The following is a 16,145-nucleotide window of genomic DNA, read 5'->3' on the forward strand; positions in this document are numbered from 1 at the left end:
TCATGTCACCCTTTCCAGTTCGCCTTGATAGCCTACAATTTCACCGGCAATGGTTTGCGGATAGATAGCCTTAACTTGGAACTTCATGCCCATCGCTTCGAATTCATCTGTTACAAGCGTCCCGGCTTGGATGTCCGCTTGATAGTCTGCGAGCAAACCGAAATGACGATCTACTTGTTTTTGACCGGCAAGCGTCGTGATTTCCTGCGGCGATCCACCAGAAGAAAAAATCCGCACAACAAAAGGGCCGGTAACGGATTCAACTTCATCCATATACCCGCCCATATTCACTTTCTCACGGCGATTTATCATGATTTCAATTGGATTCTGTCCGATGTTCCATTGCGTGTTTTTCCTGCGCAAATCGATCAAACTTTTCATCATGTTATATCACGTCCGGAGCCTTAAACCTTAGCACCATACTACTTGCGTCGGCATTTAAGGTTTGTGCATCAAGCACATCGTATTGGCGAGCCATGGACAGAGCTGCATTGATTGCAGTCGATAGATTTGTGAACTTATACTTTTCATCTCCAGTGGAGTATTCATCCATCGTCCCCAACTCGCGTTGGATCATCCCAGCCTTTATAGTCCATCCAACAGATACCGCCTTGTTGAACGTCGGGTAATCTATCAATAGTTCAACAAGGTCTTCGTCTGTAAATCGATCTGCATCAGGTTCATTCAAGTGTCGTCTCATCTTCCTGATAGTATCGACTTCAATGATCATTCAGATCACCCCTCACTGCCCGGGAAATGTAATTTCCTGAACGTTTTCATCAACCGCAGCGAAAACTCCGCGCCAGAAATCGCCAACAATTTGCGCTTCAACAAGACGAGAAAGATCACCGATAGTTGACTGCACTTGCAAACCCTGCTTCACAAGTTCCTTGAATCCGCGTTTCGGGCGAACTAGGAACGCTTTACCTTCAGGTACTCCTGGATAAGCATAGGATTTACGAGCAACGTCCGTTTCCCAGCCATCGTAGTAAATGATGTCCGTGATACCGCTTGTCGCCCCATAAGGGGTTGCCGCATACGTCATGCTGCCAAGCGCTTCTTGGATGTCTTCTTTATCCGCAGAGTTAGCAAGGAGGACTGTTCCTGGACGCTTGGCTGTGCGCGTGTCTTTTAAAGCCTTGCGTAATGTCGCACGCAAAGAAAGCGCGTAGTGTGCCCCAGTTTTATTTTCAAGAACCTTGCCTGTTTCACTTACAAATTGAGCTGCGGTTTTGTTTCCTGCTTTGTATGAGTGTCCAATGATTGGACCGAGATGTAAGTGGTTGAGTAAAGCGTTATGAGCTTCACCAAAAGCTCTGTTCATGATCTCGAAGTTGAACATCTGATTAAAGATTTCCATTTCCTTCGTATATTCAAAACCGGCTGCATAACCCTTCAAGCGAGCAATTGGTCCGCTTTCCGCTTGAAGCGAACCGAATTTGACCTCTTCACCTTCCAAGTGTTCGAAGAAAATAACTGTTCCAGATTGAGCCCACTTTGCTTCAAATTCTTTTGGAAAGTTCGGGTCCGTCAACAATTCATAGATTGGATTGTAAAGCACCGGAACTTCTTCACGGCCCAGCTCCACATCGAGCACAACTTTTTGTACAAGTTCTTTCCGTGAAGTTTCAGATGTCATCATTTCGCCGATCGGCTTGTCAATATCAATGACTTCCATCTCACCGTTGACAATCTTTTTCGGCACAACTTCCTGTTTTCCGTTAAACAAAAAAGGAACCTCAGTTTCAATGGTCCCCTTGCGACGTTTCTCTTTAAGCTCTTCAATTGAGTGTGTTCTCATTTTCTAATTCCTCCCCCTTAAACCTGTGGTCCTAGAATGAACCAGATGACGTTATTTTGATCTTTGCCTTGTGTAACACGGCCGACTAGGCGGTTTGCGCCTTCGACCCCGGCCTCCGGAGTAAATTTTCCTGCAGTGAAATATATTGGATCGCCAACCTTGAACGCTTTTGTCGTCTGGATCTGATTTGTTTCGTATTCCGCTTGCTCGATATTCAAGATGACTTCCGACGTCTCGCCCGCCTCCGTTACAACCGATTGCATTGCAGGACCGAAAAATCCATCAATTTCATAAAACTGTTGATCTTCAATCGCTGTGTTTTCCGGTACGGTCACTCGAACGCTTTTACCATCGGAAACCTTAGCGCGATAGGATTGGTAGGTAGTTGTTGGAATTGCTCTTGCTTCTGGCATATATGTTCTTCCTCCTTATTAAAGCGAAACACGCTTTGTTTTGATTTTTTGTGTCTGGCTATTACTTCCGTCTGTGGCGGCGCGGTAAGGCTTTTCTTTGTGGTAATCACTAATGATAGATTTCACGCTTTCATCGGCAAGGAAGGCGTCCATTTCCCCGGCAATCTTATCGTTCGCCATATCAGGAGTGATCCTTGCGGCATGATAGGACCACAGTTTTCCGATGACGGTCTTTTCGTCTTTAATGTCCTTTTTAATTGAATCGGACTCAATTTTCTTGTCCATCATTTCACCGATCGTCTTTTCAAATCCTGCCGCTTCTTGTGCCTTGATTGCATCTTGGGCTTTCTTGGCGAAGTCGATCATACTCATTTCGCCCGACAGTCCAACGGCTTCTTTCGCCTTTTTAAGTTCCTCTGCTGATTCCACTACATTTTTAACCCACTTCGAGTCGATGTCCGCCGCAACTTCATCTGGCTTCCATCCCATTTCACCCGCAATCATCGGAACTGTAATCTGTTTGTTTCCTAGCATTGTTTTCAATGCTGCCAATACTTCTTCTGGATTCATTGTTTTGCCTCCCTCATTTCCATTCATTTCACCTGTCGGACCTTCGCCTTCCAGGTCCCACATTTCGCCGCTCATAGCGACGATGCGAGTATTCATCCCTGCTCTATCTAACGGCGTCCAATCAATGGACATTGGCTCGTAACCGACAACATTCGTCTCACGTCCAGATCGTTGCAGTTTAGGTCGCCCAAAGATAGACACCTGCTTGATACGACCGGACCGAATCCACCGTTTTAAGTCCGTGGCAGATGAGTCAACAACGCCACGAAAGTACGCAATCTCTCCGACCATCTTAGCGCCTACCCAATGGGTCACTGGAGGCAAGAACTGATTGCTGACGTCTTCAGGTTTTTGATGACCTAGAAAACCATTGAGCGTGCTACTGTTTACCGCTGTAACGATATCTTGCAAGGACTGACCTTTGTAGTTCCAACCCCGTTTAGATTTACTGGCAGGGATCTCTACCACCACCTCTAATGGATCTGAATCCCCTTTTTTCAGTTCGTCAATGTTAACGGACGGAGCAGTTGGAATGTCATCGATTCTCATTTCACCGGCGAGGTTGCCGAACAGTTGAAAGATTTTCTTTTGACTTTGCGACATTTCGCCGCAGATGATTGGTTGAGTCAATTTTTCTCACCTCCTTTAAACGATACCTTTCCCTTAAAGTAGCGTTTAAGTCTAGCGATCAGTATGAAACGTTCCTGTTTATAGAGATACTGAATGTTCACTGGTCTCATTCGTTCAACTGCATCTATAAATCTAATTCTGTTTCTCTCTTTTCCGACAACGTTGAGAAGCACTGTCCTTGAAAGCGAATGTTCTTCGAAATCAACTCGGACCGCATTATTAAAAGCCAGTACGTGAATATCACTTTTCGTCACTACGTCCACCTCCTATAACTCTCCTGTTTTATAAACCGTCTGATACCAATGTTCAATATCCTGGTGCGCCAACGGGTTAGCATTCCACTCAATCAATCGATTAACTAGATCGTCAATCTCTTCAGTCACTTCTGACAGATTACACAAACAATTTGGATGGGCAGGGTATTCGGGCAGATCCTCCACTTTGTAAACACCTTCACCCATACCACTGTCATGTCCAGCTATGTCTTTACACTTATCACAAGCGACACCAGCGTTAGACAAACTCCACCGAATGCCCTTGTTCGCTGGATTGAGTTCGGCGCCTTGTATCGATGCCTCGCCAAACGCCGCAGCCATTTCAGTGCGAGCGAGCCGCAACGATTCGTAGCTTAGATTCATAGGAATATTACCTTCTAGCCGCTCCACCATATTTGGATATTCAGCGACCAACGAATTGGCGCCATTGCGTACATACTGTTCAAGCATTTCAGCGACCTTGTAAGGATGTTCGCCCGCCGCAATAGCTTCATGAACGATAGAGCCGATGGCGTTGCTAGTCTTTCGGCTGTTACCCCAGATGCGATCGGACAGATTCAAGCCTTTTATTGTCCGCGTCTGCATGGCTTCAACTGCTTGAGTGTGTTGTCTAAAATACGTACGTTCAATCGGCTTCCAATCCATTTTGGCTTTTTTTAGTATTTTCAACGTAATCTGTTTAGATTGATGCATACCGGCTTCGACGCTTAATTGCAAACCTTCCATGAGCAGAGCATTCAAACTTTCTTCAAGCGCTTCCGTATTCTGTTGCAGGAGCACATCGAGCACTTCACTCAGCTGATATGAATGCCCCTCTACTTCCAAACGCCTAATTTCGGCAGCAAGATCGTCGGCGTTTTTAATAAAGATGCGTTGTATCTCTTTGTCTTGATGTAATAACAACTCAATTAATTGTTTACGAGCTTGCAAGGAGTAAGTGCTGTTTCCTGTCAGTTCGTATGTTCTACGTTTCGCCATCTGCACCACGTCCGCTCAATTGCTTTTTAATCGTAGTTAGTTGCCCTTCTAGATCATCGCTATCCGGCATACGCAAACGATTGATCCGCGTTGCATTGATGCGGTCCTTTTCGTTTTCGCCATTCTCTTCTACGTAATTGTTCATCGTGTCAACAAGTTTAGCCAGATAGTTAACAGCCGCCTCTTCGCTGATAATGTTATTGCCCAACGCCGCGACTAGGGCATTGACTACATTTAATATTTCTTTACTGATTTCCTCACCAGTTCGAGCTTCAATATTGACCCATTTCAACTCAGTGCTATACGTTTCAAATGACATATTTTCCGATTGAGCCGTCATTGCTAAGACGATACGCGCCATCCGCTGCCAACTTTCAGCAAAGTGTTCACGCTTACGTTCAATCGACCTGATAAGTATAGGCATCTGTTCTTTGACCGAGGATAAACTGGAAGGCGTATGCACACCGAATACAAATTCAGGAGTTTCAGAGGCGTCAACAATGCAATAGAATAGCAATTTCAATAAAACTTGCGCATCTCCTGTTGCTGATTTCACCTCAATGAAACTTGCGTCATCCTCGCCTTCCATTAATAACAGTTCTTGACCATCCAAATCCAACGTACCGCCATTCTTTGCGAATTCAGCAGCATCCTTAACACCAAAGTTATTCTTCAAGAAGTTCGAAAGGCTTTTGATTTTAAGTTTTAACCGTGGGGTGCTATGCATTTTAGAACCCTTGATCGCGTGCAATAAGATATCGTGATAGGCTTTCAAATACGGTTCGACCGCCTCAAGCTCCGATTGACCGTATACGCCTTCGTCGCCTTCATTTTTGAAGTGAATGATCGGAATGAAATCCCAAGGAGTCGGATGAACGCCCACCTCAATCCCTTCGGGAATGTCATCCTTCACTTCGACGACCCTTTCTCCTCGTCGTATCCGCTGGGTGACGGTGCCTTTCTTTTTCTCACCCTTTTCATCAAGCCACTGATGAAAGGACACTAATACATATTCGAGTACAGAACCTGTCAACGGATCGCGTTTTATTTCGGTCACCTGTCCAGGCGGGATGATGCTATAAACCAATCGTGTAGGTTGTTCAGGATAAAGCGAGGCGTCTTCTTGGTCTTCTAACGTTATCCAAACGTAACAATCCCCATCGCGAAGGGTATCTCGTTTAGTACGTTGCATGTTGGATGAGTTTGCTTCGAAAAATGAATCCAACACCAGTTGCGCCTCTGGATCTTGGGATTTAAACGCCGGAATCCCCATAAAGCTGACTTTATTGTTTATGATTGGTTTTGCAAATCCGGCGCCTAGCTTGTAACTATCATTTGTGTTGTAATACAACTGTTTAGTCATTTCGTAATCTACTTTACTGCTATCTAATGAGTAGCCGCCTATCGACCCGGCAGTCACGCCAAGTAACCCGCCTCTCAGTTTCGATATTTCCCCGGCCACCTTACCCCACCAACTAGCCATGTACTTTCACCCCCCTCATTAGCGAAGCGAGATCTTCATCAAATGCTTGATGTCCCGTGTTAGCGAATGCCAATACCAAAGCATCTGCCCTGTCCGGCGATCTCAAGCCTCGCTTTTTCATATCATCTTTTGACTCAAGTCGAATTTTTCCTTTTGAGGTAATGAAGTATTTCCTAGTCGATAATTGACCAACAAGGTCTTCATCATCCGGAATTTGAATCTCATCGTCATGGAGAAGATCCCGAATGGTCGCCCAGGATTCCGACCCCCAGCTGTCGTAACGCTCTGGATTCAAAGCGCGACCGCCATTATGACAATCAATCACGTCAATATAGAGATTTTCTTCTGCGACAACCTCTCGTAATCTATCAGTCACACCACCGCCGACTCCGTCGTCATCGACTTTCACAATACACGAAGGCTTTCCGTACTCGAGCATCAGGTCCATTGCAATGTTAATTACCCAGCCCGCCGTGGTCATCGTGTCTTGTTTAGAATAAGTGCGCAAAAATGGTACTAATTTTCCGATTCGAGGGACGATGGTCGTTTCATCATTACCGTAACGCGCTACATCGACTCCTATTTCAAGCGGTGCACCTTCTGGAAGAACTTCAAATAGTTCCTTGCCTTCTTCCATTGGATAAACTTCTCGCATGACCGCTCCTTCGACTTTTTCCAAATGAATGAATGTATCCGGTTCAGACTTTGGAAAGTCCCCGTAGACACGAACTCGGACAACATCACTGTCCTCTCCATACTTTCGGATTAAGCGTTCAATATTGTCTTTGCTTGCCCTAGAACTGTCCCAACTGCTGACCTTGTGTGTTTTGTAATCCCCTCTATCCCGATGGTGGGAATCATAAAAAACCCCACTGGTCCGAGTGGGGTTACCGCACATCAACAATTTGTTTTCAGCACCGGACAACGTACCAAGAATGGCTTCCATGATGTTGTCTGCTACACCTGACGCTTCATCAACCACAAATAACATGTAGTCCTCGTGAAACCCCTGCATGTTCTCTGGTTTGGTGGCAGTGCGCGCAGTGGCGAACCATCGCTCTTCACTACCGACCATATAAACCTTTGTTTTTGTCCATTTAAGAAAGTTCTTGACCAACGATGATTCCAACCACTTGGAGATCTCTGCCCATAAGACATCGTTCAATTGTTGTCTCGTAGGCGCTGTACAAATGACTTTTGGGTTTGGTCTGCAGCACAAGTACCAAATGACCGTTATCGCTTCAAGTCCCGTCTTTCCAACACCTTGTCCAGAACGCACTGAAACGAATGGGTGGGATGCCAAATCATTCAACACATTTCTCTGCCACGAATCGGGGTAGAAATTTAATATGTCTTCAGCGAAAGCCACCGGATCATCCCAGTACACATCGATGAGGTCGATCAGGACGTTATAGGGCTGTTCATGTTTCTTCATTTTGCTTCATCCTTTTCCTGCGTTCCGCAACTTCGAGCAACGAATCTTTCCAATCCTCTTGGTTCTTTTCATTGTCTTGGTCGTTGGCAAGACGAGCTTTATCGATTGCAAGACGCTCCTCTTCAATACGTCGTTTAAAGCGGTCAGGAACCATATCAAAATGTTTTGCAAGAAAGTCCATAGCTTTCATCTTGTCAGCTAGTTTGACAGATACACCCTCACGCCCCATCTTTACTTCCGTTATGATAGTGCCGTCCACTACATCGTGATTCTTCAAATCGACATAGCTTTCACGGTAGGTAATTGGCTTGAAGTTGTCATCCAGTTTAGGTCTGCCCTGCTCATCTACTGCCTGTCGTTCCGCGCTGCCAAACATGACATAATCTGTTATGTCTGCGAATGCTATCTGGATATACTTGTTGAGTACGTCCATAGCGTCAATAAACACACCTTGTTGCATTTCACCTTTTAGTCTGCGTATCTCATCAGCCACCTTAGCATTTCTTAGCAGTCGACTACCTTCCACATGAGCACTATTCGTTGCATACCCCGCCTTAATAGCGGACATCGTCGCATTGAAACTCTTAATGTAGTAAATACAAAAAAGCCGTTGCTTATCGGTCAAATCATCCGACTCTACAACAGGCTCAAATTGCTCTTTTTTTGGTTGCATCCTTTTTTCGGGGGTTGCAACCTTTTGCGTTTTGGTTGCATCCTTTTTAGGAGCACCCCTCGACCATCCATCACGGCTCTTTCTGCTTTTCAAAGTGCCCAGCTTCACGCCATGCTTTTCAGCCAATGCAGCAAGGGTTATCTTTGTTGTTTCCCACTCTCTCTGAATCTCTTCCCAATTCGGCATCTACATCACTTCCGCCTCCAATATTTTCTGACGTCGAAATCCTGTTTATTCCTCAGCTATAAGCTCTACCAGTTCCGCTTTTACGAATTCGCACAAGCCGGCCAACTCGACATTGTTATCACCTGAATAGCCAGTAGCAATATTGTTATTATCATACTTCGCAACTATCACGATGCTGTCCAATTGATCCACATCATTCAAAGCGCTTTCGATAACTTGCCTGACAGATAAACCACGCTTCTTTTTCTGTTTATATGACTTGATATCCATGTGACTACTCCTTTATTTTTAGGCATAGAAAAAGCCACTCATATAGAGCGGCTTGTTTTTAAGTTTCTTATTTAATTAGCGAACGCAACTTCTCCAACTGCCCATCTAAAACTGTAGACGGATTTCCAGGTATAAACTTTATTCCATCTTTCAGAGATTGTTGAATCTCCTTGTTGATTTCTGCGTTTTCACAAAAATAAACAACGTCATCAATGAAATTCATTACTTCTTCATTGTTTCTTTTCGTGATATCGGTATTCAACATATCTAGTTTTTCGGTGTGAGATTCCTTTATTCTTAATCCCTCAATCAATAATTCAGCTGCATTTTTCATTGCTTACACCTCCCGCTTACATACTACTTCATGGAAGGTGAAAATTCACTCGTTATGTATGGGGCTTGCAGGAGGCATTCTGTCGTACGAACGCACCCCCTCCTTTAATGGTTCCCCTCGTATATGCAAGTTCTGCATGACATCTGCATGACATAGATAGTCAAACGACTTCCGGAGATTTTTGTTTAACCTTATTTTTAGCCCGTGTTATATGGGTTTGTACAGTACTTCGGCTTATGCCAAGCTCATTAGCGATTTCAGCAAAACTCTTTTTATGACCTACATGCAACAAGTAACAAATTCTTTCCCGTTCTGAAAATGATGCTAGTATTTCTGACATGATTATTTTTTCTTCACTTGTCATGAATAGGTGCTTTTTATTGATATCGTTCTCTTCCCTCAATTCCCTCTCTATATCCGGAATTAGGTCCACATTTTCATATGATCGAACATGATAAACAGAGTCGACGTGAATACCTTTCATAACTTTAGGATCCTTCCCAGTACGCAACCAATCAATACTCTCACTCATATCACGAATCATACTGTTAATCATTGCCTCGTCCTCCGCATCTTTTGGATTCTCTGGATTCAATCCACGTTTCAATTCAGCTAAAGCCCGCCTGTTCTCTGTGTAAGAAACTATCATTTCACCCACCCAGCTTGTCATAGCCATCCCTCCTATCGTTGTCTAAAAGCGCCGCCTTTTTTCCGTTCGTACGTAGGTCTGTTAGTTCCCATCAATTCCGCTAAATCCCGCTCGCTCAACCGCTCGTTTCGCTTCTTGCTTGTAATAGTATCTTTTTCCGCATTCACCTGTTTGACGGACCGCACTAGCCCCGCTTCAACGAGTTGTTCTTTTAAGCTTTTATTCATTCACTATCCCTCCGAGCATGGATAAACGCGTACATAGTTGCGATTGTTGCTACCGCAATATGCACTGAGATTATCATGTATTTAGTTCCAAATTCCGTGTAAACTTTAATCGCCAAGTTGAAATGAATAACCACTTTTGCGATCCAGTAGCCAGGAACGTTGTAAAGCATCGCCAGCGCTACCGTTCGAAAAATATTTATGAATAGACTCATAACGGACCCACCTCATCCCAAGTGCCTGAAATTAATTTTCCCGTATACCTGCAGATTGTGATAATGCCCTCATAACGTTTCGTCTTGCCCTGGTTGCTCAAACGGTAACCGGCGTAAATCCTTCCATGGTTCATCTCTTTCTTTGGAATCACTTCAAAATCAACCATTGTCAAGGCAAGTCGTTCTGTAAGCAGCTCGCCGGTTTCCACGTCATACACCGGTTCCATGTTTTGCAGTTTCAAAGCTGCGTTTTTTATCGCTATCATCAATTCGTTCCCACTTGTAGTAAATTGTTTTTCCACGTTTCCCATCTCCCTTTTTCAAAATAAAAAGGACACCAAACAACAGCAAATAAGCTGTTATTCAGCGCCCAGTCGGTTCTTCCGTAAGGACTAATCTATTCAGTTATTACTTCCGCGAACGCGTATTCTTTCACTCTTCACGATATCCAGTAGGCGCCCATGCTTCCACACTAAACAATCCTCTCCGTGATCTTTTGCATAAAGCGGAATGCGCTCTCCGTTCACCTCTAAAAACACGATATCCTTTTCTTGCTCCGCTGTTTTCCCCACAGGACCCCTCCTTGTGTGTTACAATAATGTCAGCTACGACGGGAGAGATCCTGTCTTTTTTTTACTTCTCTTCGGATACCTCCTCAATATTGATCACCAGGTAATAATTCGGTTCATACTTGTGCGCTTTCATCCAATCGCTCAGCACAGCATTCATCTTTTCTTCCAATTCGGAATGGTCTTTCTCCCGAACGTCATCCAAGTAGTCTCCTGCCGCCTCACCAACTTCGTCATATACGTTTTCTGAAATGTCTTCCAGAATGCGACCGACATCCACACTAGGGGTGTAACTTATTTTTTCTTGTCGCCCCACGAAGAAATGTGTTCGCTCACCTTTGTACTCTTCTCTTCCTGCTTCTATCGCCTCCTGCTTTGTGTTGAAAGTTTCGCAGTTCATCCATAAATCTTCTATTTCGTTATGCATCCACTGTTCTTTTCGCATATAAATCACTCCTCATTTTCATTTCCCAAACAACCCAAGCCGCCGCGGTCGAATATTACTTTCTTCCGCCTGATCCATAACCAACAACGCAATACTGATTGAATTGCTACCCAATTCCTCTGCTATCTCCTCAACCGAAGCACCCTCACGCCATAACTCACGAAACCTGATGATCTGATTGCCATCCCAATACCACTGCACATCTGCGCTTTCCAGTAGGATGTGAGTGTCTTCATGCTTTAAAGCGTTAACCATTCTTCTCCATCCTCCTAACCACATTTTCCGCATACCTCAACTGCTCGAACATATACGGATCATCATAATTGCCCCCACTCGCCAGCCAATCGGCCATCCGAGCATGCATATCTTGCAATACTTCCAGCGGCAGCTCGTCCGCTAGCCTGCTTATTTCATAAATCGGATTTGTTTTCATGTGTTACTCCTGTTGTCCAAAATTTACAAGGTTTATTTACAGCTCCACTCGCTGAGACTGTTATCACACCGAATGGTGAGTGTAGACCGCGCTTTGCGGTCTGTTTTAATGGGTTTCATCTTCGAACTATGCAGGGATAAGCCACTTCTTATAAAATCTTAATTTCCTTCCTTTTTGGTTAATCGTAATTGCGTACGCTTCATCTTCTTCGATTATTTGGACGCGCATACCATTCCACTTGCACGAACGGTAACGTTTGGGTACTCGCACGATATATTCACTCGGCATTCGATCACTCCTTCTCATCATCTTCGAAGTGTGCATCAATCTCCTTCGGCAGTGATGGCACAATCAGTCCACTCAGCACCGCAACCACCGCAAACGACATCGCCTTCATAATTTGTCGGGAAACCCATATCACAATATTTACATTCCATTATTTCACCTTCTTTTTTTAGAAATGTGCATCAACTTCCCCAAATCCGTTCACGATAACAAGTCCCACAAACTTCAAGCCCAGGATTTCTCTTCTCTTTTCTGCAATCCAAACAAAGAGTTTTTAAATCAATCCATGCCAGCATATCTCTCAGTGTTTTTTCCGGGATTTTCATTTCACAATCACCAATGCCTTTAACCTTGAAGGCGACCACTATCTCATTGTCTTCTGTCGGCGTAGTGTCGTATTCGAAAAAATCGACTTTTTCAATCATCTGGTTCACTCCTTTTGTTGCACTTAATCCGTCTACCGCGCCATACCTTCTAAATATCCCAACGCGTAGGCAACCAAGAAAACCAAGGCTGCCGATAAATAAAACATCATTCCCTCACCCACTCTTTATGCTTTAACCTAACGACGACCAACTCTTGACCGGTCGCTTGCTCAAATAACTTTCTTCTTAACGGAAAATCCCTAGTAACGGGTCCTCCCTTTACATCGATGTACTCTACAAATCCATCAATATACGTAACTTTGAAATCAGCTGTATACACCGCGCCTGACTTCTGTCGCTCGCCCTTGCCGCGACATAACGAACAATTGATAGGATTGCCTGTCTTTATGCTTGCCTGCCTTCCAGAGCCTGCACAACGCTTGCAAGTAACCGTGTAATTCTCGATGATTTTGAATTGCGGTTGCGTCACAATATCTTTGACTAATGGATCACGCTTTAGATGCTCGTAATAGGTGGCTTCCGTCAATGAGTCGAATGAAATACCATCAATCTCGGTTTTCTTTTTGTGGAATTGCCTCTGGGGCCGGGGTGCCCGCGGTCGGCTGTATGGTTTTCGCAATACGCTGCTCCTTTCGACTAGTGTACTTCGAGTTTCAATTTCTTTTTTCGATCATGTATGAACTTGGCTTTTGCCTTTTTGCGATTGACTGGATAAACTCTTCTAGCAGTTATCGAAACATAAAGATCAGTGCCCTTAAGACTGATTTCTGTATACTCAATAAACCTATAGACATTTCCGTCTTTTGCTGTTGTGGTTGATCCGGGTTTTATCAAATCCCATTGTTCGTGATTGAATTTCAGTTGCGCTTCTAGCTCGACTTCGTGCGAACCTCCGGTATTCATTTGTCCGTTCACGACATAGTCGCTAATACTTAAATTCTGGCAGGTGTACCATACGAAAAGAGTTTGACTGGTCAACTTAAACCCCTCGATGCCGATTATCAACCAAGGCTCTTTATTCACCTCGATGACGTCACCTATTTGATCCGGTTGTTTGAAGAACTTGTAATGGCATTTGATCGTACTGATCAGCTTGCTCATACGCTCACCTTTTCCTGATATTCAATTTCTTCATCGATCGTAATTTGACGTTTAAGGAACTCCGCCTCGGCTTGTTCGTGCTTCCGTTTGCACACCGGCCCGTACCCGATTTCAATGCTTTTCGATGTTTTCAATGGCTTATTGCACCGTTTGCAGATTGCCATCAGACCACTCCTTTCATACGCCGAATTGGAATGCCGTGTCTGTTGACTTGCGGATTGTTTTCCTCACGCCAGTGAACCCGGTAGCCCTCACTCCGTAGCTGTTTGATTTCCTGATTAGACAAATGCCCGAATGCCACTAACGGCTGTTTATAGTCGTCTTTGATAAGCATGGAGAGCATGGTGATCGCCTCCTATTTAGTAGCCTGAAGCTTGGCGTTCGTGATTTATTTTGTTTTTGTCGTAGTAGGCATCCTCTACCTGTTCCCAGGTGAAGCCGAGCATTTCTCCTAAAGTTACAAATCCTACAACGATTTCGCTATATACCGTTTGACGCTTTTCTTTTTCGTATTTATCACTAACCAACTTAATGGGATTGGATAGCAAACCTATCAGCAATTTTTCTATACCAAGATCCTTTATGATTTCTACAAATGCATCGTTCGGTGTATAGCTCCTGTTGTTAAAACCAAATTCATTCCCAATCGACAAAATGAAATGCAAGCAGTCCACGTATTCTTCGAGAAGAGGATTTTCTGAACCGGAACCCTGACATACCTCGCATACTTCTTCAATATGGCTGTGTTCAGTTCCGATAAACGGATGACACACTGCTGACCCGTCGCAATTCTTACATGGCGCTTCAGTCCTTAGCTCCCGATCCTCACTCCAAAACTTCCAAGAACGTTGCTCGTTCGCAAGCTCGCCCAATTCCACTTGCAAGGCGAGAATCTTTTCAGGTAGTAAATCCTGCCCTTCCAACCTTTTTTCCCTCACAATCCGATCATCTAGTTTTCTTTGCGTTTCAAATAATTTGGTTAAATTCATTCCGTCTCCCCCAATACTTTTCTAGCACGCGCACCTTTATCGGTCTCGATCAACGTCATTTTCCTCACGCCCGAATACTTGCCGCGCTGTCCTTCATATGTTTTCTTGTCTGCGTAAAATGTCATTTCGGATCGCAAGAGTGCGTTTTCTTGTTGTAAGGCCCAAATTAATTCTGCGTCACTTAAAACTGGATTTGAATAAACTCTGACCATTTCAATACAACCTCACTTTCAAAAAATACCTCTTTGCTTGAGTATCTTCACCCGCGTGTAGATAGAGCCTCTAGTCCGGTTTAGCAACTTCGCAATTTGACTTCCGCTCAATTCGGGGTAGTGCTTCAAAATCATCCGATCGTCTTTTTCCGTAAATGGACGCGTTTTAACTTTTTCCAAGCCTCCTAATTTCAATCCAAGTTTTCGCAATTCCAAGGATGCGGGACAGTCGCATTCGTAACGACTGGCCAGATCCGCATTCATGGTCTGCTGACACTCTTCGCATGTTTGTGTCAGCAACTCGTCAATCCTTACAAAAATATTAAGACGTTGCTGCCTCTTCCGCATACGCTCTTTTGTGCTCACGATGTACACCTCGCTTCCGCATGACTACACAAAACCTACTTGTAATCGCTGTCGACTTTACGCGCTGTTGTTTACCGTCTTTGTCCACGTAACGCCCTTCGGTAACGCCGACGTATTCCGTCTGACGCTCGAAAAACTTAATTGGCATGTAGCCCCGACTGAGCAATTCACGCACTCTCATGTTTCGCTCTTGCAAAGATCCAGCCGATATTGTAATTGTGTGATCTTGCATTTTGGTCATCCCCTTAACTCAAAATGGTAAATCGTCATCCGTGACTTCTATCGGTCCGCTCGGATTGTTAAACGGATCGCCTTGCGCTTGTCCACCGTAGCCGCCTTGGCCTGTCTGGTAGTTTGATTGAGTATTTGTCTGTCCGTAGTTTTGCGTCTGCTGTGGAGCTTGCTGTGCGTTATTCGGCTGTTCCGAACGGTTGGATTTTGGTTCAAGGAACTGAGTGCTATCCGTAACGACTTCCACTGTGAAAACACGCTTGCCGTCCTGCCCCTCAAAACTGCCAGTCTGAATCCGTCCATCCACTCCGGCTAGACTACCTTTGTGCAAATAGTTCGCTACGTTCTCGGCTTGTTTGCGCCATGCAACACAGTTGATGAAATCGGCTTGCTGTTCTCCGCCTTCGTTTTTAAACGGACGGTTGCAGGCAAGAGTGAATCTGCAGACCGCGATACCTGATTGCGTGTATTTTAATTCAGGATCTTTCGTTAGTCGGCCAACTAATACGACGCGATTGATCATGATTTCACCTTCTCTAAATCGTACTGCTTTTTCATTAATTTCCGTCGGCAGGATTTGCATAATTTAGTTGCATTTGTGTTTTCAGGGAACGGAAACATCCGACCCTTCTCGTTAATATCTCTCACGCTTTCGCCGCACAAATCGCAGTCCTTATATTCAATTTTCGAACCTGAATAATCTGGGCTAAATTCAACCTCTACTTCGAATTCTTTTTCACAAATTTCACATTCAGTATCAAATCTATTGTCGCTTGGTAAATCAGTTAAGCCATCCGACATATCGTTTTCATGCTCACAATAAGGACATTCAACTGTATTCCAACTCACACCCTCACCGCCCTAGCCGCAGCCAACATACTCCGCAAATTGTAGTACCCGACATCCCGCAGATCCTCGACTTTCACAGTTTCATAGATTCCGAGACGGTTTAATTGATCGATCATGTATTGCTTTTCGGTCTCTCTACTCAT

33 protein-coding genes are annotated in these 16,145 nt (G+C 44.4%); all 33 read right to left on the bottom strand.

What is annotated here, in order from left to right:
• The 33 genes from MKY93_RS14225 to MKY93_RS14385 all read right to left on the bottom strand — a co-directional run bounded on the left by MKY93_RS14225 (nucleotide 1) and on the right by MKY93_RS14385 (nucleotide 16,145).
• Complete coding sequence (locus tag MKY93_RS14225) at nucleotides 1-384, bottom strand: hypothetical protein (RefSeq protein ID WP_340759689.1); 384 nt, start codon at nucleotides 382-384, stop codon at nucleotides 1-3.
• Between the two features lies 1 nt (nucleotide 385).
• On the bottom strand, nucleotides 386-730 hold the full coding sequence (locus tag MKY93_RS14230; protein ID WP_340759690.1) for a hypothetical protein: 345 nt from the start codon (nucleotides 728-730) through the stop codon (nucleotides 386-388).
• Between the two features lie 12 nt (nucleotides 731-742).
• Entirely contained in the window at nucleotides 743-1,801 is a 1,059-nt protein-coding gene (locus MKY93_RS14235; RefSeq protein ID WP_340759691.1) for a phage major capsid protein, read from the bottom strand.
• A 17-nt stretch (nucleotides 1,802-1,818) separates the two neighbouring features.
• The gene (locus MKY93_RS14240; RefSeq protein WP_340759692.1) at nucleotides 1,819-2,214 is read right to left on the bottom strand and encodes a DUF2190 family protein; all 396 of its coding nucleotides are present in this window, start codon (nucleotides 2,212-2,214) and stop codon (nucleotides 1,819-1,821) included.
• Between the two features lie 18 nt (nucleotides 2,215-2,232).
• Entirely contained in the window at nucleotides 2,233-3,414 is a 1,182-nt protein-coding gene (locus MKY93_RS14245) for a hypothetical protein (protein ID WP_340759693.1), read from the bottom strand.
• Nucleotides 3,411-3,668 (bottom strand): hypothetical protein, encoded by a 258-nt coding sequence (locus MKY93_RS14250; protein ID WP_040759416.1) that lies wholly within the window; start codon nucleotides 3,666-3,668, stop codon nucleotides 3,411-3,413. The genes MKY93_RS14245 and MKY93_RS14250 overlap by 4 nt, the downstream gene beginning before the upstream one ends.
• A gap of 12 nt (nucleotides 3,669-3,680) precedes the next feature.
• Nucleotides 3,681-4,667 (bottom strand): hypothetical protein, encoded by a 987-nt coding sequence (locus tag MKY93_RS14255; protein WP_340759697.1) that lies wholly within the window; start codon nucleotides 4,665-4,667, stop codon nucleotides 3,681-3,683.
• The gene (locus MKY93_RS14260; RefSeq protein ID WP_340759699.1) at nucleotides 4,654-6,150 is read right to left on the bottom strand and encodes a phage portal protein; all 1,497 of its coding nucleotides are present in this window, start codon (nucleotides 6,148-6,150) and stop codon (nucleotides 4,654-4,656) included. Before MKY93_RS14260 ends, MKY93_RS14255 begins: the two co-directional genes overlap by 14 nt.
• Complete coding sequence (locus MKY93_RS14265) at nucleotides 6,143-7,585, bottom strand: terminase B (protein ID WP_340759701.1); 1,443 nt, start codon at nucleotides 7,583-7,585, stop codon at nucleotides 6,143-6,145. Before MKY93_RS14265 ends, MKY93_RS14260 begins: the two co-directional genes overlap by 8 nt.
• Nucleotides 7,572-8,444 (bottom strand): terminase small subunit, encoded by an 873-nt coding sequence (locus MKY93_RS14270; RefSeq protein WP_340759703.1) that lies wholly within the window; start codon nucleotides 8,442-8,444, stop codon nucleotides 7,572-7,574. Before MKY93_RS14270 ends, MKY93_RS14265 begins: the two co-directional genes overlap by 14 nt.
• Nucleotides 8,445-8,489: 45 nt before the next feature.
• Nucleotides 8,490-8,714 carry a hypothetical protein gene (locus tag MKY93_RS14275; RefSeq protein ID WP_340759705.1) on the bottom strand — a complete coding sequence of 75 codons (225 nt, stop codon included), beginning with the start codon at nucleotides 8,712-8,714 and terminating at the stop codon, nucleotides 8,490-8,492.
• Nucleotides 8,715-8,781: 67 nt separating this feature from the next.
• Nucleotides 8,782-9,048 (bottom strand): hypothetical protein, encoded by a 267-nt coding sequence (locus tag MKY93_RS14280; RefSeq protein WP_340759707.1) that lies wholly within the window; start codon nucleotides 9,046-9,048, stop codon nucleotides 8,782-8,784.
• Between the two features lie 160 nt (nucleotides 9,049-9,208).
• Nucleotides 9,209-9,718, bottom strand: coding sequence for a sigma-70 family RNA polymerase sigma factor (locus MKY93_RS14285; protein WP_340759709.1), 510 nt, complete (start codon nucleotides 9,716-9,718; stop codon nucleotides 9,209-9,211).
• Nucleotides 9,719-9,729: 11 nt separating this feature from the next.
• Nucleotides 9,730-9,924, bottom strand: coding sequence for a hypothetical protein (locus MKY93_RS14290; RefSeq protein ID WP_340759711.1), 195 nt, complete (start codon nucleotides 9,922-9,924; stop codon nucleotides 9,730-9,732).
• Nucleotides 9,921-10,136, bottom strand: coding sequence for a hypothetical protein (locus MKY93_RS14295; RefSeq protein WP_340759713.1), 216 nt, complete (start codon nucleotides 10,134-10,136; stop codon nucleotides 9,921-9,923). Before MKY93_RS14295 ends, MKY93_RS14290 begins: the two co-directional genes overlap by 4 nt.
• The gene (locus MKY93_RS14300) at nucleotides 10,133-10,438 is read right to left on the bottom strand and encodes a hypothetical protein (RefSeq protein WP_340759715.1); all 306 of its coding nucleotides are present in this window, start codon (nucleotides 10,436-10,438) and stop codon (nucleotides 10,133-10,135) included. The genes MKY93_RS14295 and MKY93_RS14300 overlap by 4 nt, the downstream gene beginning before the upstream one ends.
• A 99-nt stretch (nucleotides 10,439-10,537) precedes the next feature.
• The gene (locus tag MKY93_RS14305) at nucleotides 10,538-10,708 is read right to left on the bottom strand and encodes a hypothetical protein (RefSeq protein WP_340759717.1); all 171 of its coding nucleotides are present in this window, start codon (nucleotides 10,706-10,708) and stop codon (nucleotides 10,538-10,540) included.
• A 61-nt stretch (nucleotides 10,709-10,769) separates the two neighbouring features.
• The gene (locus tag MKY93_RS14310) at nucleotides 10,770-11,150 is read right to left on the bottom strand and encodes a hypothetical protein (protein ID WP_340759718.1); all 381 of its coding nucleotides are present in this window, start codon (nucleotides 11,148-11,150) and stop codon (nucleotides 10,770-10,772) included.
• A gap of 18 nt (nucleotides 11,151-11,168) precedes the next feature.
• Complete coding sequence (locus MKY93_RS14315) at nucleotides 11,169-11,405, bottom strand: helix-turn-helix domain containing protein (RefSeq protein WP_340759719.1); 237 nt, start codon at nucleotides 11,403-11,405, stop codon at nucleotides 11,169-11,171.
• Nucleotides 11,398-11,583, bottom strand: a complete 186-nt coding sequence (locus MKY93_RS14320; RefSeq protein ID WP_340759720.1) for a DUF6877 family protein — start codon at nucleotides 11,581-11,583, stop codon at nucleotides 11,398-11,400. The genes MKY93_RS14315 and MKY93_RS14320 overlap by 8 nt, the downstream gene beginning before the upstream one ends.
• A gap of 126 nt (nucleotides 11,584-11,709) precedes the next feature.
• On the bottom strand, nucleotides 11,710-11,871 hold the full coding sequence (locus MKY93_RS14325) for a hypothetical protein (RefSeq protein WP_340759721.1): 162 nt from the start codon (nucleotides 11,869-11,871) through the stop codon (nucleotides 11,710-11,712).
• 179 nt (nucleotides 11,872-12,050) lie between these two features.
• A complete protein-coding gene (locus tag MKY93_RS14330) occupies nucleotides 12,051-12,293 on the bottom strand; it encodes a hypothetical protein (RefSeq protein WP_340759722.1) in 243 nt (80 codons plus the stop codon).
• A 106-nt stretch (nucleotides 12,294-12,399) separates the two neighbouring features.
• Complete coding sequence (locus MKY93_RS14335; RefSeq protein ID WP_340759724.1) at nucleotides 12,400-12,873, bottom strand: DUF1064 domain-containing protein; 474 nt, start codon at nucleotides 12,871-12,873, stop codon at nucleotides 12,400-12,402.
• A gap of 17 nt (nucleotides 12,874-12,890) precedes the next feature.
• Nucleotides 12,891-13,355 (bottom strand): hypothetical protein, encoded by a 465-nt coding sequence (locus tag MKY93_RS14340; RefSeq protein WP_340759726.1) that lies wholly within the window; start codon nucleotides 13,353-13,355, stop codon nucleotides 12,891-12,893.
• Nucleotides 13,352-13,519, bottom strand: coding sequence for a DUF6011 domain-containing protein (locus MKY93_RS14345; protein ID WP_340759727.1), 168 nt, complete (start codon nucleotides 13,517-13,519; stop codon nucleotides 13,352-13,354). Before MKY93_RS14345 ends, MKY93_RS14340 begins: the two co-directional genes overlap by 4 nt.
• On the bottom strand, nucleotides 13,519-13,698 hold the full coding sequence (locus MKY93_RS14350; protein WP_340759730.1) for a hypothetical protein: 180 nt from the start codon (nucleotides 13,696-13,698) through the stop codon (nucleotides 13,519-13,521). The genes MKY93_RS14345 and MKY93_RS14350 overlap by 1 nt, the downstream gene beginning before the upstream one ends.
• Nucleotides 13,699-13,714: 16 nt before the next feature.
• Nucleotides 13,715-14,344, bottom strand: a complete 630-nt coding sequence (locus MKY93_RS14355; protein WP_340759732.1) for a dUTP diphosphatase — start codon at nucleotides 14,342-14,344, stop codon at nucleotides 13,715-13,717.
• The gene (locus MKY93_RS14360) at nucleotides 14,341-14,556 is read right to left on the bottom strand and encodes a hypothetical protein (protein WP_340759734.1); all 216 of its coding nucleotides are present in this window, start codon (nucleotides 14,554-14,556) and stop codon (nucleotides 14,341-14,343) included. Before MKY93_RS14360 ends, MKY93_RS14355 begins: the two co-directional genes overlap by 4 nt.
• Nucleotides 14,557-14,574: 18 nt before the next feature.
• Nucleotides 14,575-14,904 (bottom strand): HTH domain-containing protein, encoded by a 330-nt coding sequence (locus MKY93_RS14365; protein WP_340759736.1) that lies wholly within the window; start codon nucleotides 14,902-14,904, stop codon nucleotides 14,575-14,577.
• Nucleotides 14,879-15,154: a hypothetical protein gene (locus tag MKY93_RS14370; protein ID WP_340759738.1), complete on the bottom strand. Its 276-nt coding sequence runs from the start codon at nucleotides 15,152-15,154 to the stop codon at nucleotides 14,879-14,881. The genes MKY93_RS14365 and MKY93_RS14370 overlap by 26 nt, the downstream gene beginning before the upstream one ends.
• 18 nt (nucleotides 15,155-15,172) lie before the next feature.
• The gene (ssb, locus tag MKY93_RS14375) at nucleotides 15,173-15,676 is read right to left on the bottom strand and encodes a single-stranded DNA-binding protein (protein ID WP_340759740.1); all 504 of its coding nucleotides are present in this window, start codon (nucleotides 15,674-15,676) and stop codon (nucleotides 15,173-15,175) included.
• Nucleotides 15,673-16,002, bottom strand: a complete 330-nt coding sequence (locus MKY93_RS14380; RefSeq protein ID WP_340759741.1) for a hypothetical protein — start codon at nucleotides 16,000-16,002, stop codon at nucleotides 15,673-15,675. Before MKY93_RS14380 ends, ssb begins: the two co-directional genes overlap by 4 nt.
• On the bottom strand, nucleotides 15,999-16,145 hold the full coding sequence (locus tag MKY93_RS14385) for a hypothetical protein (RefSeq protein WP_340759743.1): 147 nt from the start codon (nucleotides 16,143-16,145) through the stop codon (nucleotides 15,999-16,001). Before MKY93_RS14385 ends, MKY93_RS14380 begins: the two co-directional genes overlap by 4 nt.

It is taken from the genome of Sporosarcina sp. FSL W7-1283 (assembly GCF_038003105.1).
GTDB classification, from domain to species: Bacteria; Bacillota; Bacilli; order Bacillales_A; family Planococcaceae; genus Sporosarcina; species Sporosarcina newyorkensis.